This is a genomic window from Synechococcus sp. C9, assembly GCF_022984075.1.
In the GTDB taxonomy this organism is placed as follows: Bacteria; Cyanobacteriota; Cyanobacteriia; order Gloeomargaritales; family Gloeomargaritaceae; genus Gloeomargarita.
The window spans coordinates 2461449-2487500 of the sequence record NZ_JALAAD010000001.1 but is presented as its reverse complement, the minus strand read 5'-3'; the positions used below and the strand labels follow the sequence as shown (position 1 = coordinate 2487500).

The window sequence follows — 26052 nt, the reverse complement described above, 5'->3', positions numbered from 1 at the left end:
AGGGGGCTGTTCCGGGATGTCTTACATGATGGATTTTGAACGCCCAGAGAATATCCGCCCCGATGACCATGTATTTGACCAGGATGGATTTAAGATCGTGTGCGACCCCCGCAGTTTACTCTACATCTACGGTTTGGCGTTAGATTACAGCGATGCCCTGATTGGGGGTGGTTTTCAATTCACCAATCCCAATGCGGTGCAAACCTGTGGTTGCGGTAAGTCCTTTAGTACCTAAATCCCATGCTGAAAAAGTGGTTTCGGGGTTGGACATTTGATGATTGGATGAACCATATTTTATTTTTTGGTTCTATCCTATTTTTGATTAAATCTCTGTTTTTTACAGGTTAAGCTATTTCCCTCCTAATTCGCTTTTAACTCCTCTCCCCATTTCTGGGACAAGAGTTGAGCGTAAGGGCGAATATCTCAAAGTTATTCAAGTTTACTGGCTATTTCATGGATTTTGTCAGCCTTCCCTCCCCCTGTCTCATGTAAAAAATGCAATATCTCTTTTTGTTTACTCTTGTGACCAAATCGTTCTAAAACAATATGACCGTCTTGCCGCCGAAAATAAAGACGATGGGTTATGCCTGTTCGATATTCGTAGTGACCGGGGGCATCACCACTTAAATGCTTGATCCGGTAAGCGTTGGGATCGCTCCCAATTCTCAATAGGTAGGACTGTAAACCATAAAATTTTAAGCGTTCATGATGGAAGGTGTACTCAATCAGTAGTGTTGAATGTCCGTAATAAAACTTAACATAAGGGGTCAGGGTTATCCTACGAGCGGCTCTACCCCTACGAGTTCCATGAAGCTACAGTGTCGGCCTATTTCTATTTGTAAATATCGCAACTTGTCAATCAATTCATAGGTCTTATTGTGACCTATCTCCAGCAATCTTAAAATTAGATAACCAATCAATACGGCATAAATCTGTAGCCGCACACCATTCTCATTCTTGGTAATGATTCTATCCAATTTCAAGTGCATCTTTAGTGCCTTCCAAAGCAACTCAATTCGCCAGCGCAAACGATAGGCTGAACAAATCTCTTCATCCGTCATCGAAGTCACGTTAGTCGCTAGCCTATATTCTGTGTTTTCCTCTTCATTAAAAAATTGAATTACCCGAATATCCGGATTGTCAGGTTGCAACTTCATATTATTTCTAATCCGCACAATAAACAATGTATTTCGTTTACACATTTCGTCCATTAATTTCCAGGAAGCAAAACCCCTATCCATGATACCAACGGCATTCTCAGGTATCGTCCCAATCACAAGATGCCCAATTTTATGGTCATTAGTCTTTCCAAATATAATTGATTCGTCACCGATATTGCCCTCATTTATATCCAGGCCAAGCGTCAATTTTACCTGCTTGTAGTGCCAGAATAATTTGCTGGTCAGGGTGATAATGGTAGAATCTAATGGGAATAAGTGCTTAAATTCACCTTGATGATGTTTAAGCCGTTTTTGCAGTTCTCTTAGGATCACTTGAAACGGCTCGGTGCTACGATGTTTACACGCCTTAGAAAACGTTGATATGTCAACTTTAAAATTGAGATGATTCAAGAGGAAGAATAAGCCCCGCATGGTGGCGACTCTTGCATCTAAAATGAAGTGCATCCATATGAGTACAAACAAGCGAGTATCCAAGACTGGATAGTCGTTTTTGGGAAGAAGGTTCAGCAAGGGCTTGATAAGTCCCTGAATTTGTCGTCTCATAAAAATACTGTTACTCGTGGTTTCTACCAATCTAAAATACCATTTTTAGTCTCCCTTTTCCACCCTTTCGTTAACATTCAACACTACTGGTACTCAATATCTTCCCAAAAAGATTCAGTAATAAAAAATGGTTGCAAACAGGGTATTATAGATTCTATTGTGGCAGTATTATTCGTAATTGCTTGGTAGGCATAGGCATAACTTTCTCGTATTTTAGCTTCATTCCCTCCGGCTTTTCTTAAGTCTTCCAATAATTTATTATGGATTTCCTTTAAGGCTTGAAATGCCTCTAAATCCCTCTGCATTTGCTCAATTTTAGGCAGTAACTCTAAGTCCTCAAGCACCCTAACTGCGGCTTCCCAATCCTCCTTGTTTTCAACATAAATCCGTCTGCGTTCTAAAGCATTAATAATTGTGGCAAAGAATGATTCTCTTGAAATAGGTTTGATTAAATAACCTAAAGCTCCTCTTTGGCTGTAAATGCTAACCAGTCCCATGTCATGAGAAGCAGTAATAACAACAAAGCGATGTTCTTTGTAATCCTGACCTATTTCTTCAGAAATTTCATTCAAAACATTAATTCCGAAAAGACCTCCGTCTAATTCATGATCTAGCAAAATCATATCAAACGGTTCTCCATCGTTTTGCTCACTTACCCAAATTTTTTGAACAGCATCTTCATACGTGTTAGCACACTGACACGTGTGACCTTCTTCAAGGAGCCAATTGCGCCAAATTTCGCAAATATCAAGTCTATCTTCAACAAGAAGAAAGTGAGCCATGATGTGTACCTCCTTCATTCAACTGTGAACAACGTTTCTCATTCAGACATTCGGTTGGACATTCAACAATTGGAAAAGAAATCGTCACTCTTGCACCAATAGTTCTAGCATTATCATCATCACCCTCTTTAAGATTCTCAACTTTTGCTTTCCCATTATGAAAGGATAAATAGGCAAAAACAATCATACTTCCATTGCCACTTGCCCTACCATTTGACTGATTTAACCGTTCCGGTGTTTGATAAAGTTTATCTAAATATTGTTCAGGAATACCACCCCCATTATCCTCAATGACAATCTGAGCTTCATTTTTATCTTTAATTACGGAACAATAAACCTTTATTTGAGGTTGGAAACTTTCACCAATCCGTACTCTCCTTATCTTCAGTCTGATTAATTCCTTACGAGAGTTGTATAGAATATTTTTTAATATACTTCTGAAATGCCAACGGTTGATATTGATGCAGTAGTCACAGTTTTCACGAATAAAAGATAGTGGTATATCTCTAACGTTATTGGGTAAATTTCTTTCAAATTCGTCGAGTAAATCACTTAGCTTATATGTTCTTTTTTCTAAAGAAATCATTTCATCTAGGTTATTAATTACCTGATTGATGATTTGAATGCTGTTATCAATTCTTGTGATTATTTCAATGAGTAAATCTATTTTTTCATCCCTTGAATCTGTTCGCCTAATTCTTTCAAGTGCCTCTTTAATTACATCTAATGAACAGAGTAGAGGAGCTTTACGAATGTCATGCGTGATATTTTGAACATCTGTTTCCAAACGCCTAAATATGGCAAGGTATTCAGTATTTATCCTCTGTAATGTATTGCCAACTTCAGATGTAAAAATTGCATCAATCTGTTGACGAAAAACTTGATCAAATTCCATGAGTCTTAAGAGTCTGTTTTCTGCTTCAATTCTTCGATTTTGTTCCTCCGCCAATCTACGCTTGCCAGATTCTTCAGCCAGTCGTTTTGCAAAGTCAGTGGCTACTAGCTCATTTTCCAAAGATCTGTTGATGGCTTCGTTTAACTTATGTTGTGTTGCTATATACTTCAAGAAAGAATAGACGACCAGACAAAACAACCAAATGATAATGAGCATAAAACCCAAATAACTGCGGATGAAATGATAACCACTGTCCTCACTAAAGGGGTCTTTGATAAAATTTTGAGCAATTTTCCCAAAAGTGGGCGTTTTACCTTTAACGTAGTGAACTCTGCCGAGTACCTTAGCTCGTCCCTCAGCAATAGCTTTCTCAATTTTAGCTTGACATTCCCTATTGACTTCTGGACGTTCAGCTTTGGGATCAGGATAACTTACGGTGCTACAGGCAGGCTGTGGATATAAAATCAAATCCGAATGGACAATATAACCCCTATCCAAAATATCCGTCAGTCCTTGATTTTTAGTTTCATATAAAATATGTTCATCTCTACCACTCTCAATGTCACTAGGCTTAATATTTTCGTGAGTCACTAAAAGGTAAAAAACCCCATAATTGCTATCAAGTATATTTTGGATACTCTGTGAAATTTGATTGTGTTGAGATGGATTATTCTTTATTTTTTCAACATGGTGTCCTGCCATCGCATTTGACAAGGCGGCAGGTAACGTATGAAACAGCATATTGAAATCAACCGTCTGTACTCTCGGGAGCATATGGACATAATATGTTTTGTAAATTTCTCTGGTTGGCAATCCAGGGATCATGGCTGTAATTAAAGTCAGTCCGGCGGTAAAGGGCACAGATAATAATAAAACCAACCAGAGAGGCTTATTATCCGTCCATGATGCAAATCTGGTCAAGTTACCTGTCCATAAAGTAAATCTGGCTAATAACTTTCTGATCAGTAAATTCATACTATACTCAAATGAAATTGGCAAGAGCTTCTAGCGACTAATTTTTCGCACCTATGATTATAAGTTACTAATGGATCAATTAAACCGCATTGGGTTGTAACAATTCTTGATACTGTTGGGATCAAAAATACTCCACAAGTCAGTAGTACATCATAAATTAAAGATTAAATTTAAGCATTAGATTTAGTTTTGGATTTGGTTTAAGTGTTTTTGAATACTAACTAGGATGTCGCAATTGTTCTACAGCTTGGAAGATTCTTGCAAACAGATTATCGGTACCTTCCACAACAACGGTAGCACTGTAGTAAAGCATGGCATTAAAACCATTAGTATCACCAGTGCCTCTAAAATCAGTACGCACTGCTACGATGGGGATACCTTTTGCTGAAGCATAACCGCATTCCCAACAGGTGCCACTATCGGCATCAGCTCCATCTAAAATAGCCACTAAGATAGAAGCGGTTGAGACTCCCCTAAGACAGGTTTTATAAATATCAATACCCACCAGTCCATCACATTCTTGGTATGGTGAAAAGACTTGTAATCCTCGCTCAGTTAGATAGTCTATAAGTGATTGATTAAAATTTCGTTCTGCCAGACTAAATAAGGGAGCCGCTAGATAAATATGGGACATGATGACACACACCACTTAAACTTTTTACACTCGACATCTTACCCTTTTCCCAAAAGCGGCAGGGGGAGTTGATAGTCAAAAAGTCTCACTCTAATCCGTGGCAACGATACTGAGAGCCAGTGCGGGGCGATGCCGTATAACCCTTAAAGCATGAACTTTTTATTCACAATTCAGGTAGGACTGCTATGGTGTTCTTGAAACTCTATTCTGTTTTGGACTAAGGGTATGCAATAATTACTATACCCCTGTTTATGGTTATGACCACGTTAGCGACTCAGTTAGCACTACAACTTAACGAATCTATTGGTCTGGAGCCACCACCACAGCCATTTCTGAAGTGGGCCGGGGGAAAGTCTCAGCTTCTAGCACAATTATTGCCGCTGTTTCCCAAAAAGTTTAATTGTTACCATGAACCCTTCTTGGGGGGCGCAGCAGTGTATTGGTATTTATTTAGTCTCAAAGAAAAAGGGACTATTTTGTTTGATGGAGTGAGGTTATCAGATATTAATGAAGAATTGATTAATTGCTATATTCACGTTCGCAGTAATTTAGGGGCTTTGATAGATGAATTAAATCTGCTAAAAGCAAGTCACAGTCGAGAAAATTATTATAAAATCCGGGGATTGAATCCGCTCAATTTAAGTCCAGTACAGCGGGCCGCGCGATTTATTTACCTCAATAAAACTTGTTATAATGGCTTATACCGCGTCAATCGCTCTGGTAAGTTTAATGTACCCATCGGTAGCTATCAAGACCCCAAGATTTTTTCTGCTGAACAGTTGCAAAGAAATCACGATGCTCTCCAGGGTGCAGATATTATATGTGCCAGCTTCCAAGCTGTATTAAATTGGGCGGAACCCGGTGATTTTATTTACTTTGATCCACCCTATGTTCCCCTCTCAAAAACGGCAAGTTTTACCAGCTACACAAAATACCCATTCGGACAGGAGCAACAAAGAGAGTTAGCAGAAGTGTTTTACATATTAAATGACCGTGGATGTAAATTGATGTTGAGTAATTCCTGGTCAGAATCAGTCATAAACCTTTATCAGAATTTCCACTGCATTGAATTAAAGGCATCCCGTGCCATCAATTCTAACGCTGAACGCCGTGGCAAAATCAGTGAATTGTTAGTTATTAATTATTCTCCCAATTAGTAATTCCACCAATCTACACTGAATACTTTTTTGAGGTTTCTGCTACGTGAGACAATTTATGCTGTTGCATACAACACACAATCAAGTTGAAATTTATCTAAAACCTGGTTCTAAATCAGCTTGGGATTTTATCGTAATATAGTAGTCCTAAATGAGAATGGAACAGGGGTCGCAGGGGCGCCGCCCCCGTACTTGGTTCTGGAGAATTGCTGTTTGTTAATCAAGTAGGATTGCTATATAATAGAGAATTAGGTAAAAGACAAAGAACCCCCAAGCACATCCATTTAATAGTTGACCTTTTTGCTAAACGAGCAGGGAATCCACAACTTTGTCACGCCTTTGTCAGTCATATTATTAACAATATCATACAGAAGGTTACGCCGGTATCTCAGTTTCCGCCAGTATTACAAGTTTTTACATTAAGCCATTCTCAAGCATTTAATGGGCTGAACCAATATGGAGATTACTCTACTGAATTTTTCCTCGTCATTGTTGCGTTGATAATGATTCAAGAGAGAACAAATTATCCCAGCGGGACAATGACTCTGCGCCTATTTCAACAATTTCAAAACAATGCAGACATATTTACAATTATCAGCATGGCGACGTTTAGATAAAACCCCTAAGGTCGCCGCCAGTGTCGTCCTAAATCCGTCAGCATTTGCTCCGCTTCCAAAGGTCCCCAAGTGCCTGCCTCGTACTGGGGAATAGTGCGCCCATCCGGGGGGGCATCCCAGATATTCAACGCCGGGGTGACTACCCGCCACGCCTCCTCCACCTCATCCGCCCGGGTAAATAGGGTTTGGTCACCGAGCAAACAATCCAACAACAACCGCTCGTAGGCTTCGGAACTGGCCATCCCAAAGGTTTTACCGTACTGAAAATCCATATCCACCGAGCGTGCCCGTAAATCTGGCCCTGGCATCTTCGCCTCAAACCGCAGGGAAATCCCCTCATCCGGCTGAATCCGCAGGGTGAGCACATTGGGGTTCGCCTGTTGCGCCACGGAAGGAAAAATACTCAAGGGCGGCTCCCGAAACTGGATGGCAATTTCCGTCACCTTTTTGGGCATCCGTTTGCCGGTACGCAGGAAAAAGGGCACCCCCTGCCAGCGCCAGTTGTCCACCTGCAGGTGCATCGCCACGTAGGTCGGGGTCACGGACTGGGGATTCACCTTGGGTTCCTGGAGATAGCCCACCACCGGTTTGCCCCGCATCCACCCCGCACTGTACTGCGCCCGGACGGCGGCTTTAGACAGATTGAACCCTTGATAAGCCAAGCGGGTCGCCTGGAGAACCTTCACCTTTTCGTTGCGAATGCTATCGGCAGTCAGGGAACTGGGGGGTTCCATCGTAGTCAAGCATAACAATTGCATCACATGGTTTTGCACCATATCCCGCAGGGCACCGGCACTTTCGTAATAGCCTGCCCGGTCTTCTAAACCCACGGTTTCGGCTACGGTAATCTGCACGTGATCCACAAATTGCCGGTTCCACAGGGGTTCAAAAATGGCATTGGCAAAGCGAAAAACCAACAGATTTTGTACCGTTTCTTTGCCCAGATAATGGTCAATCCGATAAACTTGCTCCTCGTGGCACACCTCCTGTACCACCCGGTTGAGTGCCTGCGCCGTTGCCAGGTTGCGCCCAAAGGGTTTTTCGATCACCAGCCGTTGTTTGCGGGGGTTTTGCAACAGACCTGCTTGCCCCAACTGGCGGATCGCCTCTGGGAAGAAATTGGGGGACACGGCTAAATAGTAGGCTTGATTGCCACGGGTGGGGCGTTGGGTTTCTAATTCCTGGATCAACTGCGCCAATGCCTGGTAGCTGGCGGGATTGTCCATGTCCCCAGCGTGGTAGAACAAGCCCTGGGCAAACTCTTCCCAGAGGGCAGGGGTATCAATGCCGCCCCCGAATTGCTCCACCCCCTCCCGCATCTGTTCCCGGAAGTAATCATGGCTCCAGGGACGACGGGCAAACCCGATGATGGTGGTTTCTGGGGCTAAACGTCGCTGCAAGCGCAGTTTGTACAATGCGGGTACCAATTTCCGTTGGGTCAGGTCCCCGGATGCCCCAAAAATGACAATCGTAAACGGTTCCGGTAGGCGTTCCTGCTGTAGCCCGACCCGCAGTGGATTTTCCCGTAGAGAAACCATAATTTAGCCCCGATGCGCTGGCATTAGCCTAAACCAGGTGGGGAGATTTACCGCTAGATTACAGAAAATCTCAAGGTGCGGTTGGGTATGCCACAATGGGCGGTGTGGGTGCGTCTTGGGGTTACTTTGACCCGCTGTCATGTTCCAGAAAGGTTTTTTACCCCCGTCCCTGCGCAGTCGGTTGACGGCTCCCCTGCTGTGGTGCTTCCTGGCGTCCGGGTTAGCCCATACGGGTTTGTGGTATGGGTTGCGCTGGCTTGACCCCCTGCCGGAACCTCCGGTGCCGTTGCCTGCGCCGATTGAGGTGACTTTTGTAGAACCGGCGCCTGCTGTCCCAATTCGTAACAATCCGCCGCCCCCCCCACCTTTGGGTAACCCCTTGCCGCCCCCGCCCCCGGTGGGGAATGTGCCCCCGGTCGCCAACCTGCCGCCTCTACCGCCGCCGCCGGAGTTTGCTAAGCCGGTTCCCACCCCGCCACCCCCCCGACCAAAACCCCGCACAGAGGTGACTCCTACTCCCCCAGCGGCACCCCCCCCGCTCCCTCTGCCGCCGCCGGTGGATACCCCCACTCTCCCGCAGGAAGCCTTTGACCCCACCAACACCAGCACTGCGGATGGTTTGGGCAATCTCAGCCGGTGGATCGCCAGCCTGCAACCGGAACTCACCCGCTCTCCCAAACTCCTGCGCCTGACCCGTACTCTGCCTCCCCGGGGCTGTCCTTGGACGCAAGCGGGACCGGCGGTCTTGGGGGTGGTGGTTAATCCCCAGGGGCAAATCGAGGGCACCCCGGAATTGCTCCGTTCGGCGGGCTATGCAACCCTCAACCAGCAGGCACGGCAGGCGGTGATGACCCATGACTTTACCGAGGAAGCCGCAGAAACGCTCCAGGCGGTGATGGTGGAAGTCACCTGGGAAAATACCTGTCCCAGTGGGGCTTGAGTTAGGACTTCCCCCCCAAACGCTCCTGCACTTCCCGGGGGAGAATAATGACCCGGCGACCATTGGGCAACCGTTCTACCCGTCCGCCGCCCTCCAGGATTTTTTGAATGGCAATGGCTTGCACCCGGGGTGTGGTGGCATAGCCCAAAATGCTCAGCCAACCAATGGTCTTGGCGACCCGGCTATCCGGGTTTTCCCGCAGGGAAGCCACCAAACTCTCCGCCCGTTGCACCACCGCCTCACTCTCTGGGGTGTTCCAGGGTTTCGCCCAAGCCGCCGCCATTTGAAACGACTTCAGCGCCGCCTTTCCATCCCCCAAAAACAGCATTTCATCCGTCCCCCGATACAGCCAGGGGAAGTAGGAATTGGGCACCTGGGGCGTGAGGTGGGTCATCGCCTGGGCGGCAATCTGGATACTCTCTTCCGGCTCGCCAGCGTAGAGGGAACCGATGGTGGATAGGATTAAATAAGCCCGAATAAAGCGGGGGTCTTGCCCCAGGATCACCCGGAAAAAATCCGGGGTCAATTCATACCCCAAGACCTCCCTGGCGTCATCATCCCCCAAATAAATGTTGAATTGGATCAACCAAAAATCGGCGATCATATTATCAAACCCAAAGCTGGGCATATCCCGCCACAGACGCAGTTGGGTGCTGGTGATCGCCTCCTGCTGTTGCCAAAGGGGCAGATTGTTAACCTGTTGGGTGGTCAGGAAATCCTGCCGTTGCATCTGTAAGCCGACCACCCCGGCAAAGGTCGCCAACCCGATCCCGATATTAACCAGGGTTTTAATCATTCCCCCGTCCCCAATCCTGCCAAAACTGGTATAGGATCTGCTGATGCACCTGCTTCCAGGGTAGTCCATGCTGGCGGGCAATGCGGGCACAGTCCTCGTATTCCGGCTGGACATTCACCAGGCGTTCCCCCTGTTCCGCCACCTTCACCGCCACGTCACCCCACTCGGTTTTCACCGTCACCAGCCGCCGGGGCAAAATCCGCCGTTCCTGCCAACACCTGCGCACCCCCAGGGTGGTGGTTTCCTGAAACAAAATTTCTTCGCAACCAGCGACCAGTTCCGGGGCACACAGCACCCGCACCAACACCCCGTTTCGCCCCTTTTTCATCGTGATCGCCTGCGTCCACACATCCCACGCCCCCGCCGCCAACAAGCGTTCACAGGCATAAGCCAACCCCTGGGGGGACAGGTCATCCACCTGGGTTTCCAGCAACACCACCGGCTCGGTAAGCGGGGCGGACTGGCGACTTCCCAACCACAGGCGCAGGATATTGGCAATGGGCAACTCCCACCCCCCGGCACCCCAACCCACCCGCTCCAGCTTGAAGGCAGGGGGACGACCAAACCCCTGGGCAAGGGTGGTGACAATCGCCGCTCCCGTCGGTGTGACCAGTTCCTGGGCAATCCCATTGTCGTAAACAGGCACCTGTTTTTGTACACATAATTGCAATACGGCTGGGGTGGGGACAGGCATCATGCCGTGGGCGGTTTTCACCATCCCTGACCCCAAAGGCAAAGGGGAGCAATAAAGATGGGTAATGTTAAAGTAATGCAAACCAATGCAAGTGCCCACAATATCCACGATGGCATCCACTGCCCCCACCTCGTGGAACCCCACCGCTTCCGGGGGAATGCCATGCACCGTCCCTTCGGCAACTGCCAACCGCTCAAAAATCGCCTGACTCCACTGCCGTACCTGGGGCGGTAGGGTGGCTCGTTCCAAAAGGGTGCGAATCTCCCCCCAATGGCGGTGATGGGGCTGTTCCCCCTGGGGGTGTACCTGCACCTGGGTCGCCCGTTGCCCCTGGCGTTGCACCGTCTGCACGGTCAGGGTAAATTCCAACTCACTGCCCAACCCCTGCAATTGCCCCTGGAGTGCCGCCACAGGCAAACCCGCATCCAGCAAAGCTCCCAGACACATATCCCCCGCCACGCCGGTGGGACAGTCAAAATAGGCGATGCGTTCCATCAGGGCTGGTGCAGAACCAATACCCCCATTAAACCATTGGCAATCGGATAATGACAGGCATTCAACCCGCAGTCCTGCGCCCATTGCACCTGTTGTGCCCCCGGGGGAAAGGTTTGCAAACTCGCCCAGAGATACTCATACTCCGCCCCCAAACCCAACCGCCGTGCCACCGGCACCACCACCTGTTGCAGATACCATTCCTGCCAAGCCCGTAGCCAGGGGTCATGGGGTTGATGAAAATCCAGAATCGCTCCCCGTCCCCCCGGACGCAAGACCCGCTGAATTTCCCGCAGGCAGTGGTGGCGGTCGCTGACATTCCGCAGACCATACCCCATCGTCACCACATCCACACTTTGGTCAGGGAAGGGTAGCTGTAGCACATCCCCAGCGTACCAACGAATGGGGCGATGGGCATACCGACGGCGGGCAATCGCCAGCATCGGTTCCGAAAAATCTACCCCCCACACCTGCCCAGTGGTGCCAATTCTAGCCGCCAAGAGACCCGTCAAATCCCCCGTCCCACAGCACAAATCCACCGCCACCTCCCCCGATTGCGGGTTCACCCAACCCACCACCATCCGCTTCCAAATGTGGTGCTGTCCCCAACTCAGCCAATGGTTGAGGGTATCGTAGTGGGGGGCGATTTGGTTAAAGAGTGCCTGGACGGCGGCGGGGTCTGTGGGATTGATGGGCGAAACCAATGCGAATACCCTAGGATTGCTCCAATTCTCCCTGCTTCATGGACAAAGGTAAAGGCGGGGGGGCAGCCTCCGCAGGGGAAAGTATCCCCATCTGGGCTTTCATCGCTAACAATTCCGCATCTAAATCCGTATTCCCTTCTAGTAACTTAAATTGCTCTTCCAACTTGTCGCCGGAGAGTTCGACCGTCGCTTGGGCTTTGGCTTCCTGGGTCAGCACCTTGTCTTCCATCCGCTCAAAAGCCGCCATCGCACTGCTGGTACCCACCTTCCCCAGGGCTTGATTCACCTGCTCCGTCGCTTTCGCCGCCCGCAGACGTGCCTTGAGCATATCCTTCTTGGTCTTGGCTTCAGCAATTTTGCCTTCCAGGGCGGTCATCTGCCGACGCAGGTTTTCCAATTGCGCCGATTGCTGGTCGAGTTGGGTTTTCAAAGCCGCCGCCGTATCCGCATACCCCTTGCGCCGGGACAGGGCTTGCTTCGCCAGTTCCTCATCCCCCTTTTGCAGGGCAAGTTGGGCTTTGCGGTACCATTCCTCCGACAGGGCGAGATTTTGGCTGTACTGCTGTTCCACCCGCTTGTGGGTCGCCATCGCCTGCGCCACCGCCTGTCGCAGTTGCACCTGGTCTTCCTGCATATCCATCAACGCCTGATCCAGAATCTTTTCCGGGTCTTCAGCGGCACTAATGGCGGCGTTCAGATTGGCACGGAACAGGCGACTTAAGCGGTCGAACAAGCCCATTGATTTATCCCCCAGTGACCATTGCCCCTATTATACAACCTGGGTTAAGCCTAGCAGACCTGCCCCGGCACGACTCGCACTGGACGCATCAGGTACAGTCGCAGGAGGTTCACCCCAATCCCCAGGGCATGGGGAATTTGCCGCAGGCGTTTCCAGAGTTTTGCCCCTTGACTTTCCCCAATGCGAATGATCTGTAAATACCGAGCGGCACAGGCATCCAACAAACGTTCAAACTGGGGATGATCCACATTCAAAATCACCGGAAACACCCGCCCCGCCGTCCAGTTGGTCTTGCGGATCACCTCCAAATCGTAGCTCCGGGCTTCCAAGCCAATGGCGGCATAAAATTTCGCCCGTTGCAAGTCATTCAGGTACATGGTGGCAAACACCGACAGCAGGAAAAACCGACACCACAACCGGGCTTTCCAATCGTTCAAAAACTGGGGATTGGCACGCAAAATCGCATCAAAAAAGTCCCCATGCCGGTTTTCATCCTGGCACCAGTTTTCAAAAAACTTGAAAATCGGATAAATCCGGTCTTCGGGATGTTTTTCCAGGTGCCGGTAAATCGTGATATACCGCCAATAGCCAATTTTTTCTGAAAGATAGGTGGCGTAGAAGATAAACTTAGGGGCAAAAAACGTGTAGCTCCGGTGGCTGGTCAAAAATCCCAAATCCAAACTCAACCCAAAATCCGCCATCGCCTTATTCAAAAATCCCGCATGACGGGCTTCATCCCGGGACATCAGGGAGAAACATTCCGCCAAGATGGGGTTTTTCCCCTTAAGTTTGCGGGACAATTCTTTATAAAGCAAAAACCCGGAAAACTCAGCCGTACAGGACCGTTCCAAAAATTCAATAAATAACCGGCGGGTTTCCCCATCAATATGATCCCAGGAGCGGTTAAAATCCTCATCCCGGACGAAGTGATGCCGGTTGTAGTCTGCTTGAAATTCCTTCAAGATTGCCCGCAGTTCTTCCTCATTGGCCCGGATGTCCATCGCCGCCATCGCTTCAAAATCCGTGGTGTAGAACCGGGGCGTTAGGATGGTTTCCTTCGCCGGAGCTTTGATACCGGGGCGCAATTCTGTAAACGGGGCTTCCGAGGGCGTGGCAACCATAGGTGTTTCTACGAGTCTTTCCTTTGCCCAGTATGCTACTGTTGTGCGCCAGTTGCCAGCGAGCGTTACATTTCTTGATATAGTGAAGTTGTATGTCGGGGGGGTGTCCCATGCAACGTTGGGTCTTGGCGGTGGGAGCAATGGTGCTGGCGGTAGCCCTGTTTTTGGGCGTGCGGGCACAACAAAGTGCGGTTTCCTTAGCCAGTTTGGCGGCGCAGTCGGTGCCCCTGGAAGTGGCTTTGGCGAATGACCGTCCGACCATGATTGAGTTTTATGCGGATTGGTGTCAGACCTGTCAGCAAATGGCGAAGGACTTGCAAAGTTTGGAAGCGGGCTACAGGCAGAAAATGAATTTTGTCTTTCTGAACGTGGACAATCCCCGCTGGATTCCTGAGTTACTGCAGTACGAGGTGGATGGGGTGCCCCGTTTTATTTTCCTCGACCGGGAGAATCATCTAGTGGGGGATGCGGTGGGTCTGCAACCCCGTACGGTCATGGATGCCAATGTGATGGCGTTGGTACAACATCAGCCTCTACCCTTTGTGCGTGCCGGTCACAGTTCGCCGGTGCATCCCCAGCTTGACCCCAAGCCCCAGGTGGAACCTTTGACCCACGGCACCCCGGTTTCCTAGGCGTTGGCTTCGAGGGGGGCTTTGATTCCCAGGTAGAGTTCGCCGATGATGGGGTCATGCAGGAGTTCCTGTCCCGCACCGCTGTAGCATTCCCGACCATTTTCTAACACATAGCCCCGATGGGAAATTTTCAGGGCTTGGCGGGCGTTTTGTTCCACCAATAAAATAGTTACGCCCAGGCGGTTAATTGCTTGAATCTGGTGCATGACTTCCCCCACCAATTTGGGAGCCAGTGCCGCCGAAGGTTCATCCAAGAGGAGTAGCTGGGGTTGTCCCATCAGTGCCCGTGCCATTGCTAATAATTGCCGTTCGCCGCCGGATAGGGTGCCTGCCCGTTGGGAGTACCGTTCCCGGAGAATAGGAAACAAAGCAGTCAATTCTTCGATACGGTTTTTCACAATTTTGCCCTGCACAGCCGCCGCCCCAATGCTGAGGTTTTCCGCCACAGTAAGTGAGGGAAAGACATTGGCAAGTTGCGGCACATAACCCATACCTTTAGCGACCAATTCATGGGTAGGAATGTCCTTGGTTTCTTGTCCTTGAAATTCAATGCGTCCCCGCCGCTGGGGGAGTAGGTTAAAAATGGCTTTGAGCAGGGTGGATTTACCGGCACCGTTGGGACCAATCAGCGTGACCAATTCCCCCTGATGAATTTCGATACTGGCTCCCTGTAAAATGTCCAAACCCGGCACATAACCGGCATACACTTGCTCCACCAGCAATAGGGATTGGCTCATGCACATCCTCATCAATCTGCCCGCTTCCTATGGTACTGGAGCGAGAGCCGCTTCCGGGTATCCGTATTATCTGTGCCCAAAATTGGTATGGTGGTAAAGGGTTAGGGGCGGTTAGCTCAGCGGTAGAGCGCCTGCCTTACAAGCAGGATGCCACTGGTTCGATCCCAGTACCGCCCATCCCAATAAATAAGCCAAATACACCGATTCTACAAGCATTACAGGATTTGCCCCATTAGTACACCAAATCTAATGTAGCCATATAGCAATCCTCAGAAGTGTTGAATCTTAAGATTTTGAGGGTTTGTGCCAAAATGTGCATTTAACCTGATGATACAAAACATTGTCATTTGGGAGCCAAATTCTCATTTATAACGAAAAATCTTCTCATTAAGTGTTTTGCCTGACTCGAATTTATGAACTTTTATTCCAGGGTTCAACACTATAGCTAAACACGCAAAGGTTGACATAGATATGGGTCGCAGGGCGTAGCCACGCACTGGTTCTCCATAGCTTGCGTGGCGTAGCCATGAATTTTTGAGGCGACAACCTAACCGTACTTAGCTATACTGAGCAATCCTACTTAATTAACGAATGGGAATTACTTAGAACCAAGGACGGGGGCAGTGCCCCTGCGACCTATTTTTAGAAGCACCCATAAGCTAAAAGGAAAATGTCTCGGGTTTATAGGGAATTACTGCAAGCGTCCCACTGCCTGCTGTTTCAGAATAAATGTTTGATTTTTCATATCGAAAACATCTACTTTCAGGGTGCGCCCTGGGTCAATAAAGAAATTGACACTCAGACGGTCTTCCCCTTTGACTCCCGGTGGATTTAAGGGAAATTGAACCGTATTTTGCGAACCCAATGGGCGGAAGCTAGAATCAGCATCACTGCTACGGATTTGCAACATTCCCTGCTCATCATAGTACACTTCTGTCGCTCCGGAAGGGGTATATTCACCAACGATTAATTGAATTTGTTGCTGTCCCGTATGGTTGGCTTGCAGATAGAGAGCAGGTGCAATACATGGATAGGAGCTTCCACTTTGGAAAAGGGGATAGTATTCATTGGCTTTGGTAAAGGGATTGTAATGACGTAGCGCGTAAGTGTGTCGTAGATAGTCATTGATTCCTTGAAACTGAATGAGCGACAAGGCACCATGAGCGACTGCTTCAAATGGTTTATCACAATGAACTCGCTCCCGACCAAATAAGGAGAAAACTTGGGATTGTACTGCCGGAATCAGACTCGACCCACCCACAAGCAGAACATGATGTATTTCCCTTTTACTGATACCCTTGCTGTAGCCTATTTCCAATACCTCATCAACCGCTTCTCGTAAAAGTCGCAAAAATCCCTGCCTTTCCAAAATATCTTCTAATTCTTGACGCTTTAAGCTAATTTTCCAGGTTTCAAATGTATTTTCATCCAGAAAGCTTTCCTCAGCAAGTTCATATTGAGATAATCGGATTTTTACCTTTTCACTAATCATTAATAAATTCTGCCATGCCGATTCGCCAATATCTTTGTATGTACGCCCATGCTTTTTTAAGCAATCTTCAGCAATCCATCGGTCAATATCTAAACCGCCACAACCATAAGCTCGGTCGGTTTTAACCAACACTTCGCCCTGGTAGATACTTTGATTTGTTTCAGGCTTGACAATTTTAGTTAAAGATAAATCTAAAGTGCCACCGCCCAAATCAATAACTAAAATAATTTTCCCTGGATTTTTTACCCCGTAACCCAGAGCGGCGGCAGTGGATTCATCAATAAATCGCACCTGCTTATACCCTGCTTCACTGGCAATATCTTGTAAGCAATGATAATAGCTTTCATAAGCTCCTACTGGTGTGGAAAAAATGAATTCTGTCGGCTTAATTTTTGCAATTTCTTCGATGGATTTAAGTAATTCTTTCAGAAATAGAGTAGCGGCATCTTTCGGGGTGTAAGGTCGTTGATTAATATAGGTGGGTGCCGGTTGAAAGGCTTGACACAACTCACGCTTAAATCCTTTAAGAATACGAGAGCAATCATACTTTGGCACTTTGTTTCCAATTGTTACTTGGTCACGGGAATCAATATGAATTAATGAAGGAATTAGAGGTGATGCTTGATCATAACGAAAAGAAAGCGAGCCTAAATCTAGCGTTTCGGGTTGACCATGCACTAGATTATGCAGACACACAACTGTATTGGAAGTACCAAAATCAATGGCTAGAACGGTCATAATTCTGGTAGGGTACGGCTGACTTTGGCACGAACAAGGATTTGGGTGGGACTGCGGTAGCCAATGAAACGGATATAAACCGCTTCGCCAGGATAAATGTCCTCTGTATCAGGTTGGTGTAGTTCTGGGTCAAAGGTAACATTTTGCCAAGGAGTACCAATAGGTTCGATGCCCCAATCTTGGAGCAGATTTTCTAAACTTTTTAACAGGTTTAAGACGGTAGTCGCAGGTAAATCGGGTCGCTTTTGCTGAACCACTTGTTGCAGTGTGGGGTATTGTACCAACAAGGGTGTAATTTTCTGAAATGTTTGTTCCTGAGTCTGACGGGTGAGTTGAATTGCTTGAGTGTCTAATTGTTCTTGTAATCGTTGACATTCTTGGTAATACTGCTCTCCTAAATTTGGGAATGTTATGTTACTAAAATCTTGTAATAACTTCGTCCAGTCTGTGTTTAGGTGTTGAGCAATCGCCTTCAGTGTATGAATGGGGAGATGGTCTGCCTGCCCTGTGCGTAAGTAGTGCAGTGTAGAGCGGCTGATTTTGACATGGTCACGCAGTTGTTTCCAAGTGGTCAAGCCCACAGGCTTCATGTAGTTTTTAAGTAGAGAGTCGTGGCTTTTCATAGCATTAGGATCAAAAGAACGCCACCAATTAATGATGGAATTCCACCACTTGAGAAGGGTAGAACTCAAAAGTGATCCTTTATCAGAATTGTTGTCGTGTCTCATGATGATTGAATTTGGGAAACTTGTTCATTTGTGGTTTCTTCAGTTGCAGACGGAGTTTCGTAATAACTGGGCAGTAATTCTCTTTGCTCAACAACTCCCAAGGCCGCCTCGACTTCTGCGGTGAGGTCAAGACAACTGGCACCAGTGGCGTTTAACACCTTCTCGGTGATGTTGCCGTCTTTATCAATCGTGTACTCAACCTGTTGATACTCTGCCATGACTCAACCCCTAGCATTCGGAAGAATTCAAGCAAAAAATTTCCATAAAGGTTACCAAAGTCCTGGCATTTTAGTAACCTCAAGCATTTTAGCACCTTCTAAGTTGGTGCCCTTCAAATTAGCCCCATCTAACTTGGCTTCCCTCAGGTTAGCACCCCTCAGATTGGCAAAGCTCAGGTTGGCAAAGCTTAGGTCAGCACCACTCAGGTCAGCACCGCTCAGGCTAGCACGGCTCAGGTCAGTGCCGCTCAGGTTGTTGACATTGGCATAGCCGTTGACAATTTCCCAAACCAGACGCCATTTGGGGTCTATCTGAGTATCGCAAGATATGACTGAACCCCTCAGGTCGACACCGCTCAAATCAGCACCGCGCAAGCTAGCACCACTCAGGTTGGTGTCACTTAGGTTGGCACCCCGCAGGTTGGCATCTCTTAGGTCAGCAAAGCGCAGGTTGGCAAAGCGCAGGTTGACACCGCTCAGCTTGGTTCCCCTCAGGTCAGCAAAGCTCAGGTCGGCTTCCCTCAGGTTGACACTGCTCAGGTTGGCACCCCTCAGGTCGGCAAAGCTTAGGTCAGCTTCCCTTAGATCGACTCGGTTCAGGTTGGCTTTGTGCAGGTCAGCCCAACGAAAATCCCGCTCACCAGTTTCGTACCTTGCCCTAATATCATCAATTTTTCTATAGGGAATCTGAAAATCCTTAATGCTTGTATTGTTACTTTCTAATAAAATCTTCCATGCCCAATATTGCACTCTCCAATCTTTATCCTCCTTCATCACAGTAATAGCTAAATTAGCTCCATCATCACCATAATTCAATGCATCCTCCAGCGCTCTCATTCGCACCTCAGAGTTATCACTTTGCAAGGCATACTTAATGGCTTCTATACCACCAATAACGGGACCTAAATTAATTTCCTGCCCACCAATGACTGGATCATAACTGGTCTGTGTCATTAGACCCACCTCCCCAGCACTATCTTAATTTCACCCTTCTCATCAATGGTTTCCGACTCGACAGTAAATCCCTTCTCTGCCGCTGTCGCTAATATCTGCCTGCGACTGTATTCTCTCCTAATCGGTGCTAAAAATCCTTCAGCAGTAACTTCTGTCCCCCAAAAATCTGCAACCATTTCTACCGTGTCACCCCGCTTGCAAAAACCAATGTCATAGCCATTTGGACGGACAACAAGCAAATCGGCGGTCGTTCTGTTGCCAGCAAAACCTCGTACTTGGGCGTTCATTTTTACCCGATGCCCTTGTGACTCCAATACCTCTTGCAGTAAAGCCAGATTTTTAAGCTCGACACGAATCCTTGTAAAATGAGACATAAGTAGAAAATGGATAATACTACTTACAGGTATAATAACGAAAAGAATTTACGCATCCTAAAAATTTTAGTATCTTTTAATGATAAACAAGGCTGTCAAGCACTCATTACGCTATCCCAACTTCTATGATTCAGTATTTCCGGAGACTCTCCAGTAGAACTGTTTTTAAGGCATCAACCAGAACGACCAAAAAGCCCCAAAGCATACGAAGTGAATAAAAAAGTAAATAAACCCCTTTAACAAGCCAGTAAGAAAGAACAAAAGACCACGACATTTTTGCATTGGTACAATTGGCTTCCCTTGAGTCAGCACCCTCCAATTTTACTCCCCGTACGTTTGCCCCCTTCAAGTCCGCTTGGTTCAGATTCGCCCCACTCAAGTTGGCCCCACGCAGGTCAGCATCACGCAGGTTCGCCTGGTTCAGATTCGCCCCGCTCAAGTTTGCTCCACGCAGGTTCGTCCCACTCAGGTTTGCCCCAGTCAGGTCAGTTTCCTCCAGGTTTGCCTCGCTCAGATTTGCTCCACTTAGGTCAATGTTCCTCAGATTTTTCTGGTAACCATCTTGATTAAAAATTTCGCAAACTAAGCGCCACTTGGGATCGATCTGGGTGCTTTCATCAACAATTACGCCATATAAGTATGCCCCGCTCAAGTCCGCTTGGTTGAGATTCGCCCCACTCAAGTTTGCCCCACGCAGATTCGTCCTACTCAGGTTTGCCCCAGTCAGGTCAGTTCCCTCCAGGTTTGCCTCGCTCAGATTTGCTCCACTTAGGTCAATGTTCCTCAGATTTTTCTGGTAACCATCTTGATTAAAAATTTCGCAAACTAAGCGCCACTTGGGATCGATCTGGGTGCTTTCATCAACAATTACGCCATATAAGTATGCCCCACTTAAGTCCGCTTGGTTCAGATTCGCCCCACTCAGGTTTGCCCTACTCAAGTCCACTTGGTTCAGATTCGCCCACGTCAGGTTCGCCCTGCGCAGGTCCGCCTGGCTCAGATTCGCCCCACTTAGGTTCGCCCACGTCAGGTTCGCCCACGTCAGATTCGCCCTACCCAGGTTTGCCCCAGGCAGGTCTGCCCCAGTCAGGTTCGTCTCGCTCAAATCCGCTTCATACAGTCTTGCCCGATACAGGTTTGCCCCACTCAAGTCAGCTTCACTCAGGTCTGCCCAACGTAGCTTTGCCTCACGCAGGTCAGCCCAACGGAAATCTCGCTCACCAGCTTTGTACCTTGCCCTGATATTGTCAATTTTTCTACAGGGAATCTGAAAATCCTTAACCCTTGTATTGCCACTCTCTAACAAAATCTTCCATGCCCAATACTGGACTCGCCAATCTTTGTCCTCCTGCATCACGGTCATGAGAAGATTAGCTCCATCCTCTCCATACTTGAGCGCATCCCCTAATGCCCTAATCCGCACCTCATAGTCATTACTTCTCAAGGCAGATTTAATAACTTCTATACCACCGAGAACAGGGCTTAAACTAATTTCCTGCCCACCAATTACCGGGTCGTAGTTGATTGGATGGTTATTACTCATAGGTATCTACTTCAATGGGATGCAGACCGCGTTTCTGAACCAAGTTATTCAGTTCTGCAACCAGATGCTCATCCCGAGAAGCCACCCTTGCCCCTGACTCGGCTGCCCACCGTTTCAAAGCCTCAATTTGGGGTTTAGCAATACTGGCTAAAGGAACCGTTTGGTTGATGCTGTGCAGAATATCCCCTTGCTGGAATTCCCGTGGCGGCTGTTCATTAAACGCCCGATGCATTGCATCATAAACACATTGCTCAATCTCCGCACCGCTAAAATCTTCACTGTAATGCGCTAGTTCATCTAATTGAAAATCCCGAATGCGGCTGGGTCGTACTCGCTCTAAATGGACTCGCCATATCTCCCGCCGCTCTGGCTCCGTCGGTAAATTCAGGAAGAAAATTTCATCAAACCGCCCTTTGCGTAACAATTCAGCGGGTAAAACCTGGACATTATTTGCAGTTGCCACAATAAAAACGGGCTTGGTCTTCTCTTGCATCCAAGTAATTAAACCACCAAAAACTCGCTTACTGGTGCCAGAATCCCCAGAATATTCACCGCCCACACCCCCAAAGGCTTTGTCAATTTCATCTAACCATAAAACACAGGGAGCCATTGCCTCGGCAATTTGGATCATCTGACGGGTTCTGCCTTCACTCTCCCCCACAATACCCCCAAACAAACGACCCGCATCCAAACGTAAAAGCGGCATACGCCACTCTTGAGCAATGGTTTTGGCAGATAGGGACTTACCCGTACCTTGAATACCCACTAAAAGCACCCCCTTCGGTGTAGGCAAACCATATGTTGCCGCTTGCTCCCCAAAGCTATTCCGCCGTTGCCTTACCCACTCCTTCAGGTTCTCTAATCCCCCCACACTACTCATGGTCGTAGAAGCGGGATAAAACTCTAAAATTTCTGTTTGCCGAATATATTGTTTTTTCTCCTCTAATACTAAATCAATATCTTTCTCTGTTACCTGATTCTTTTGGGCTAACGCTCTCGCCAAAATACGCTGAATCCGTTGACGGGTCAAACCCTGACAAGCCCGAATCAATTGCTCTTGACCCAACCCTTGTATTTTTAATCGATCTGGCGGGACTGTGGTTCTAATCAACTCCTGTATTTCCGCCAAACCTGGCAATGGAAAATCAATAATCACCATTTCTTCCTTTAATTCTGCCGGTACCACAGCAACATAGCTTAAGAGAATTATGGTTTTTCGAGAACTGCGTCCCTCCCGCACCAATCTTTTTAACTGTCTAATCACCGGATAATTTTCACTCCGCTGTGAATTTTGTAAAATCGGAAGCATATCCTTCAGAACAAAAATAGCGGGCTTTTCGGCAGGAAAACTCACAATCCGTTGCAGTGCCGACATCACCTGCCCTTTACACTGCCCATTATCTTCCCAACCACCGACCAAATCCCAAAACAATACCTCACGGGTGGGTTTGATAATGCTTGCTGTTTGTACAATAGCTTCCTCAACCGGTTCCTCCTCAGCACTAACAATTAACAACAGAGGATACCGAGCACGGATTACCAAATCTAAATATGATACTACTTTTTCATCAATCATTAGGATTCTATCTAAGCTTGCAATGCTATCTTACTATATTTACCAAAAAATTGGCAATATCCCACAATATGTAACCATTCCATATTGAGTTATTAAATACTCAAAAAGAGTTGCAGTAGTATCTTTACACTTGGTTTTTCAAAAAAATATGTTTATGAATCCAGTGAAATATTTACGCATTAAAATGCCTAATATTTTTAAGCATAACCTGTTAGCATTAGCTGAATTTTTTGAGTTTCTGAAATTAAAATATCTGCCGCTTGCTCCACTTCAGCATCGGTTGTAAATTTCCTCAGCCCAATTCGCAACGCTCCTTCAATCGCTTCTGAGGGTAATTTTATGGCAGTCAGACAGAACATAGGAGTTTGGAGGTCTTCTCAATAATGAGAGTTCCAAGTAAGTAATGATGTCGTATAGTGATCAACGCCCAAAATCCTTTCAGGGAGAGAGGTTTGCTAAGATTATGTCCCATGCCAACATTAGTAAAGCGAAACTCTCATTTTTTATTTGTAATTGATAACTAACCAGGCAATTCCCCCACCATCGCAAATTGAGCCGGGTCCTGATCCCGTCGGTGTTGGGTCGGAATTGGTATCCCCTGCCGATCCCCCGCCAGTGCCGCCGTTGCTTCCAGGGAGGTTCGCAGTCGCTTCGCCGCATAAATACTCATATCCCTCGGCACACTGATCCGGTCCCGCAGGTAACGCAGAGCCGCATCGGCACCCTTGGGAGGCTGACACAGGTTCCCCGTCACCAAATGGGTCAGGGCACACCGCAATGCCTCATCCATCAGGTCAGGGGGGGCGGGATTGACCCGGATGATATTGCCCCGGTGTTTTAGCACCCGATGCAACGCTTCTTGGCGACTGGTTTCCGGTTCCGGGTAACGGGCATCAGGCAAATCCCACCAAGGTCCCTGATCCACCCGGATTTGGTTGGCTTTGGTCACTGGCGTATCATTCGCCCAACACCCACCCATCTGCGGAGGCAAATCATGGACATGGGTGTGAAAATCACCCTGGGTACCCCGATAGGTTGACCGGCGTTCCATGGCATCAAACCAGGCGGACAAAGTCGGATTTTGCTCCCGCAATCCATACCCTTTGTAATAGTAAAGACTGGCGTGCATCCGTTCCACATAGGGGGTAAAAATCACATCAATCACACTAAAATCATCCAAAAAATACGCCCCAGGTGTGCGAGTTAATGCCGCTTCTACCTGGTCAAGCACCCGTTGAAAATGCTGTTGATTCACCTGTTCCTGTCGGGATGAAATGCTCGGTTGACATAACCAGTTACACCACGCCCGAAACAGCAACCGTTCCAACTGGCGCAAAGGGATAGCCTCGGGTGCCTGCAAACTAATTCCCAAAGGACCAAACGTTCGTTCCAAAGCAATTAAAATATCATCACTTTCGGTAATCAGCCGCCCATCCAATTCCACCGCTGGTAACATCCCCGAACGCACTTTTTGGGTGTACCAAACCTCCTTTTGTCCATAGCAAAACATCGTCACCTTAGCGATGCGATAAGGAATCCGTTTTTCCTCCAACCACAGCCATACCTTCTGGCAATAGGGGCACCAGGCATGATGATCCCGGTACAACGTCACCCGCACCACCTCTTCACTTTGCCCAAATAAGCGCAGACGAGCCTGAGCATTCGTCGCCCCATTCACCCGGTCAAGCGACCAATGATCTAAATCCATCAATTCCGTCCAAGTAAGCGCATTCATCAGCGAACCATTTGCCTATTCATTCACAAGTTTACCGGTTGCACTCGGAGCAGATGGGGAACGATACAACGCATCCACCGCCAATTTTCCCCGGCGTAATCGCCACGCCAAACGTCCCGCTTCCACAAATTCCCGCCAGCGACGTAGCCAAATTCCCAAATAACGGGGTCGTAAATGATTCCAAATCGGTAAATACTCATTTTCCCACGCATCTAAAAGGGATAAAAACACCCGCACATCCACCCAAGATGCCTCTGGAGCTAAGCGAATCCGCAATCGTTTGGAGGGTCCCCAAGTGGAAAACATCCGTTTGCGGCAACAGTCATTGATCACTAGTGCTGTCACTTGAATGGTTAAGGTGGCGGTGATCGGTTCAGTCAAAACCGTAATCCTGCGACTGCGAAAATCCAATAACCAATAGTAATGTTCCTGCTGATGAATATGGAATAAAACGGTCATTTTAGAAATTCTCGGCAATTTCGGAGGCAGAGCGTTCAACAATTCCCGGAAATATCGCTCAAAGGCTGGATAATCCGGTTTAACCTGGGCTTCTTTGGCATATTGTTTTTCCAAAGTATTTTGATATTTCTGATGCAAATAAGTGATATATTCATCGGCTTTTTGATAGTCAAATTCCCGCAGTTGGAACCCCCCTGCCTCTGACCAAGAACTACCCGGTGGCATGAGGACGCATTGGGTTTTTAGCCCCCGTTCCTGACTGACTTGATTGCAATAGGTCGCTAAGGCTTCTGGAGAAACTGCCGTAGCATTAAACTCTTGGGTTTCTCGATGTAAAAAGCAATGATTACTGGCAAACGGGATGGCATACTTTGCCCCAACGGTTAAACTAAATTCCGTAAATTCCTGCATATATTGTGCCGTAGAACGGAACTCCCCAAACCGTTGTTGATAATCTTCAATACAATAGGGAATTGCCGAGGCGCTCGAAAAACTTCGCAGGACAAAATCTATCTGTGGAAACTGCTTTTGAATATGCTGGAGTGGCAACCCAAACAATTTACAATCATTGGCATTCAATAGGGTGATTTCCCCATTCGTGATCACCACTGCTGAATCAACCGTAATCCCAAATTGAAAGGAATGTAAAAACAAATGTTCACCTAACTTAATTTTGCCACCGTGGGGAATTTCGATGATATTTCTAAACCCTAAACTCTGCAAATCCTTGACCATGCGGCGGGTATGCACCAGGGGGACTAAGATGGGCGTTTCCCGATGAAAATGGCGTAGGGATGGGCCGTGAAAATGATCCCAGTGCAAATGGGTAATATAAATGTAATCAGGTTGTAATTCATTCATCAACTCGGGGGGAGCCTCTGGGAAATTCCACCAACTCCGCCAATAGCAGGAACCCCACAGCCAAGGGTCGGTCACCAGAGATACGCCTGCGTGTTGCACCAGTAGTCCCGCATGGCTCAGGATCGTGAATTGCATCGCCCCCCCCAATACACCCCCACTTAGGGTAACTTCTGGGTAAAGAATTGCCCACACAACCG

At 47.6% G+C, this 26052-nt stretch carries 26 protein-coding genes and 1 tRNA gene (1 of these 27 cut by a window edge); 6 read left to right on the top strand and 21 right to left on the bottom strand.

Annotated elements, in window-relative coordinates; genetic code table 11:
- A protein-coding gene (locus MLD66_RS12200) for an iron-sulfur cluster assembly accessory protein (protein WP_247218262.1) crosses the window boundary here: on the top strand, positions 1-235 show its 3' portion. It extends 116 nt beyond the left edge of the window; 235 of the gene's 351 nt are visible here — the last part of the coding sequence; its start codon lies off the left edge, out of view; its stop codon occupies positions 233-235.
- 538 nt (positions 236-773) lie between these two features.
- Here MLD66_RS12200 and MLD66_RS12195 read toward each other — a convergent pair.
- The 4 genes from MLD66_RS12195 to MLD66_RS12180 all read right to left on the bottom strand — a co-directional run bounded on the left by MLD66_RS12195 (position 774) and on the right by MLD66_RS12180 (position 5010).
- The gene (locus tag MLD66_RS12195) at positions 774-1724 is read right to left on the bottom strand and encodes a transposase (protein ID WP_247214935.1); all 951 of its coding nucleotides are present in this window, start codon (positions 1722-1724) and stop codon (positions 774-776) included.
- An 83-nt stretch (positions 1725-1807) separates the two neighbouring features.
- A complete protein-coding gene (locus tag MLD66_RS12190; RefSeq protein ID WP_247218261.1) occupies positions 1808-2506 on the bottom strand; it encodes a response regulator in 699 nt (232 codons plus the stop codon).
- Positions 2484-4376 (bottom strand): HAMP domain-containing sensor histidine kinase, encoded by a 1893-nt coding sequence (locus tag MLD66_RS12185; protein WP_247218259.1) that lies wholly within the window; start codon positions 4374-4376, stop codon positions 2484-2486. Before MLD66_RS12185 ends, MLD66_RS12190 begins: the two co-directional genes overlap by 23 nt.
- A gap of 217 nt (positions 4377-4593) precedes the next feature.
- Positions 4594-5010 (bottom strand): nucleoside 2-deoxyribosyltransferase, encoded by a 417-nt coding sequence (locus MLD66_RS12180; protein ID WP_247218257.1) that lies wholly within the window; start codon positions 5008-5010, stop codon positions 4594-4596.
- Between the two features lie 257 nt (positions 5011-5267).
- Between MLD66_RS12180 and MLD66_RS12175 the strand changes: the two genes are divergently transcribed.
- Both MLD66_RS12175 and MLD66_RS12170 read left to right on the top strand, forming a co-directional pair.
- On the top strand, positions 5268-6167 hold the full coding sequence (locus tag MLD66_RS12175; protein WP_247218255.1) for a DNA adenine methylase: 900 nt from the start codon (positions 5268-5270) through the stop codon (positions 6165-6167).
- A 206-nt stretch (positions 6168-6373) separates the two neighbouring features.
- Positions 6374-6784, top strand: a complete 411-nt coding sequence (locus tag MLD66_RS12170; RefSeq protein ID WP_247218253.1) for a hypothetical protein — start codon at positions 6374-6376, stop codon at positions 6782-6784.
- 5 nt (positions 6785-6789) lie between these two features.
- On the opposite strand, the gene zwf is transcribed toward MLD66_RS12170, so the two are convergent.
- Entirely contained in the window at positions 6790-8322 is a 1533-nt protein-coding gene (gene zwf / locus MLD66_RS12165) for a glucose-6-phosphate dehydrogenase (RefSeq protein ID WP_247218251.1), read from the bottom strand.
- A 139-nt stretch (positions 8323-8461) separates the two neighbouring features.
- Here zwf and MLD66_RS12160 point away from each other — a divergent pair, with 139 nt between their 5' ends.
- Complete coding sequence (locus MLD66_RS12160) at positions 8462-9262, top strand: hypothetical protein (RefSeq protein WP_247218249.1); 801 nt, start codon at positions 8462-8464, stop codon at positions 9260-9262.
- Position 9263: 1 nt separating this feature from the next.
- Here MLD66_RS12160 and MLD66_RS12155 read toward each other — a convergent pair whose 3' ends face one another.
- From MLD66_RS12155 to acsF, 5 genes are read right to left on the bottom strand one after another with little or no spacing between them, the layout of a single operon-like run.
- Positions 9264-10058: a hypothetical protein gene (locus MLD66_RS12155; protein ID WP_247218247.1), complete on the bottom strand. Its 795-nt coding sequence runs from the start codon at positions 10056-10058 to the stop codon at positions 9264-9266.
- Complete coding sequence (larC, locus tag MLD66_RS12150) at positions 10051-11247, bottom strand: nickel pincer cofactor biosynthesis protein LarC (protein ID WP_247218245.1); 1197 nt, start codon at positions 11245-11247, stop codon at positions 10051-10053. Before larC ends, MLD66_RS12155 begins: the two co-directional genes overlap by 8 nt.
- Complete coding sequence (ubiE, locus tag MLD66_RS12145) at positions 11247-11936, bottom strand: bifunctional demethylmenaquinone methyltransferase/2-methoxy-6-polyprenyl-1,4-benzoquinol methylase UbiE (RefSeq protein WP_339397043.1); 690 nt, start codon at positions 11934-11936, stop codon at positions 11247-11249. The genes larC and ubiE overlap by 1 nt, the downstream gene beginning before the upstream one ends.
- A gap of 22 nt (positions 11937-11958) precedes the next feature.
- Positions 11959-12687: a PspA/IM30 family protein gene (locus MLD66_RS12140; RefSeq protein ID WP_247218241.1), complete on the bottom strand. Its 729-nt coding sequence runs from the start codon at positions 12685-12687 to the stop codon at positions 11959-11961.
- A gap of 50 nt (positions 12688-12737) precedes the next feature.
- Positions 12738-13808 carry a magnesium-protoporphyrin IX monomethyl ester (oxidative) cyclase gene (gene acsF, locus MLD66_RS12135; RefSeq protein ID WP_247218239.1) on the bottom strand — a complete coding sequence of 357 codons (1071 nt, stop codon included), beginning with the start codon at positions 13806-13808 and terminating at the stop codon, positions 12738-12740.
- 110 nt (positions 13809-13918) lie between these two features.
- Between acsF and MLD66_RS12130 the strand changes: the two genes are divergently transcribed.
- The gene (locus MLD66_RS12130) at positions 13919-14440 is read left to right on the top strand and encodes a thioredoxin domain-containing protein (protein WP_247218237.1); all 522 of its coding nucleotides are present in this window, start codon (positions 13919-13921) and stop codon (positions 14438-14440) included.
- Here the strand turns inward: MLD66_RS12130 and MLD66_RS12125 are convergent.
- A complete protein-coding gene (locus MLD66_RS12125; protein WP_247218235.1) occupies positions 14437-15177 on the bottom strand; it encodes an ABC transporter ATP-binding protein in 741 nt (246 codons plus the stop codon). The two genes, MLD66_RS12130 and MLD66_RS12125, sit on opposite strands and share 4 nt — an antisense overlap.
- 105 nt (positions 15178-15282) lie before the next feature.
- Here MLD66_RS12125 and MLD66_RS12120 point away from each other — a divergent pair.
- Positions 15283-15354, top strand: a tRNA-Val gene (locus tag MLD66_RS12120).
- A gap of 514 nt (positions 15355-15868) precedes the next feature.
- Here MLD66_RS12120 and MLD66_RS12115 read toward each other — a convergent pair.
- From MLD66_RS12115 to MLD66_RS12070, 10 genes are all read right to left on the bottom strand, one after another.
- Positions 15869-17407: an Hsp70 family protein gene (locus tag MLD66_RS12115; RefSeq protein ID WP_247218233.1), complete on the bottom strand. Its 1539-nt coding sequence runs from the start codon at positions 17405-17407 to the stop codon at positions 15869-15871.
- Positions 17404-18135, bottom strand: a complete 732-nt coding sequence (locus MLD66_RS12110) for a helix-turn-helix domain-containing protein (RefSeq protein WP_247218231.1) — start codon at positions 18133-18135, stop codon at positions 17404-17406. Before MLD66_RS12110 ends, MLD66_RS12115 begins: the two co-directional genes overlap by 4 nt.
- A complete protein-coding gene (locus MLD66_RS12105; RefSeq protein WP_247218229.1) occupies positions 18132-18353 on the bottom strand; it encodes a DUF2997 domain-containing protein in 222 nt (73 codons plus the stop codon). Before MLD66_RS12105 ends, MLD66_RS12110 begins: the two co-directional genes overlap by 4 nt.
- A 51-nt stretch (positions 18354-18404) precedes the next feature.
- Positions 18405-19307 carry a pentapeptide repeat-containing protein gene (locus MLD66_RS12100; RefSeq protein ID WP_247218227.1) on the bottom strand — a complete coding sequence of 301 codons (903 nt, stop codon included), beginning with the start codon at positions 19305-19307 and terminating at the stop codon, positions 18405-18407.
- Positions 19307-19681: a DUF1257 domain-containing protein gene (locus MLD66_RS12095; RefSeq protein ID WP_247218225.1), complete on the bottom strand. Its 375-nt coding sequence runs from the start codon at positions 19679-19681 to the stop codon at positions 19307-19309. Before MLD66_RS12095 ends, MLD66_RS12100 begins: the two co-directional genes overlap by 1 nt.
- A gap of 130 nt (positions 19682-19811) precedes the next feature.
- Positions 19812-21224, bottom strand: a complete 1413-nt coding sequence (locus MLD66_RS12090; protein WP_247218222.1) for a pentapeptide repeat-containing protein — start codon at positions 21222-21224, stop codon at positions 19812-19814.
- Positions 21217-22800: an AAA family ATPase gene (locus MLD66_RS12085; RefSeq protein WP_247218220.1), complete on the bottom strand. Its 1584-nt coding sequence runs from the start codon at positions 22798-22800 to the stop codon at positions 21217-21219. Before MLD66_RS12085 ends, MLD66_RS12090 begins: the two co-directional genes overlap by 8 nt.
- A gap of 197 nt (positions 22801-22997) precedes the next feature.
- Positions 22998-23159 (bottom strand): hypothetical protein, encoded by a 162-nt coding sequence (locus tag MLD66_RS12080; RefSeq protein WP_247218218.1) that lies wholly within the window; start codon positions 23157-23159, stop codon positions 22998-23000.
- A 161-nt stretch (positions 23160-23320) separates the two neighbouring features.
- Positions 23321-24535, bottom strand: coding sequence for a glutathione S-transferase family protein (locus MLD66_RS12075; protein ID WP_247218216.1), 1215 nt, complete (start codon positions 24533-24535; stop codon positions 23321-23323).
- A gap of 15 nt (positions 24536-24550) precedes the next feature.
- The gene (locus tag MLD66_RS12070; RefSeq protein ID WP_247218214.1) at positions 24551-25990 is read right to left on the bottom strand and encodes an MBL fold metallo-hydrolase; all 1440 of its coding nucleotides are present in this window, start codon (positions 25988-25990) and stop codon (positions 24551-24553) included.
- Positions 25991-26052: the final 62 nt, after the last annotated feature.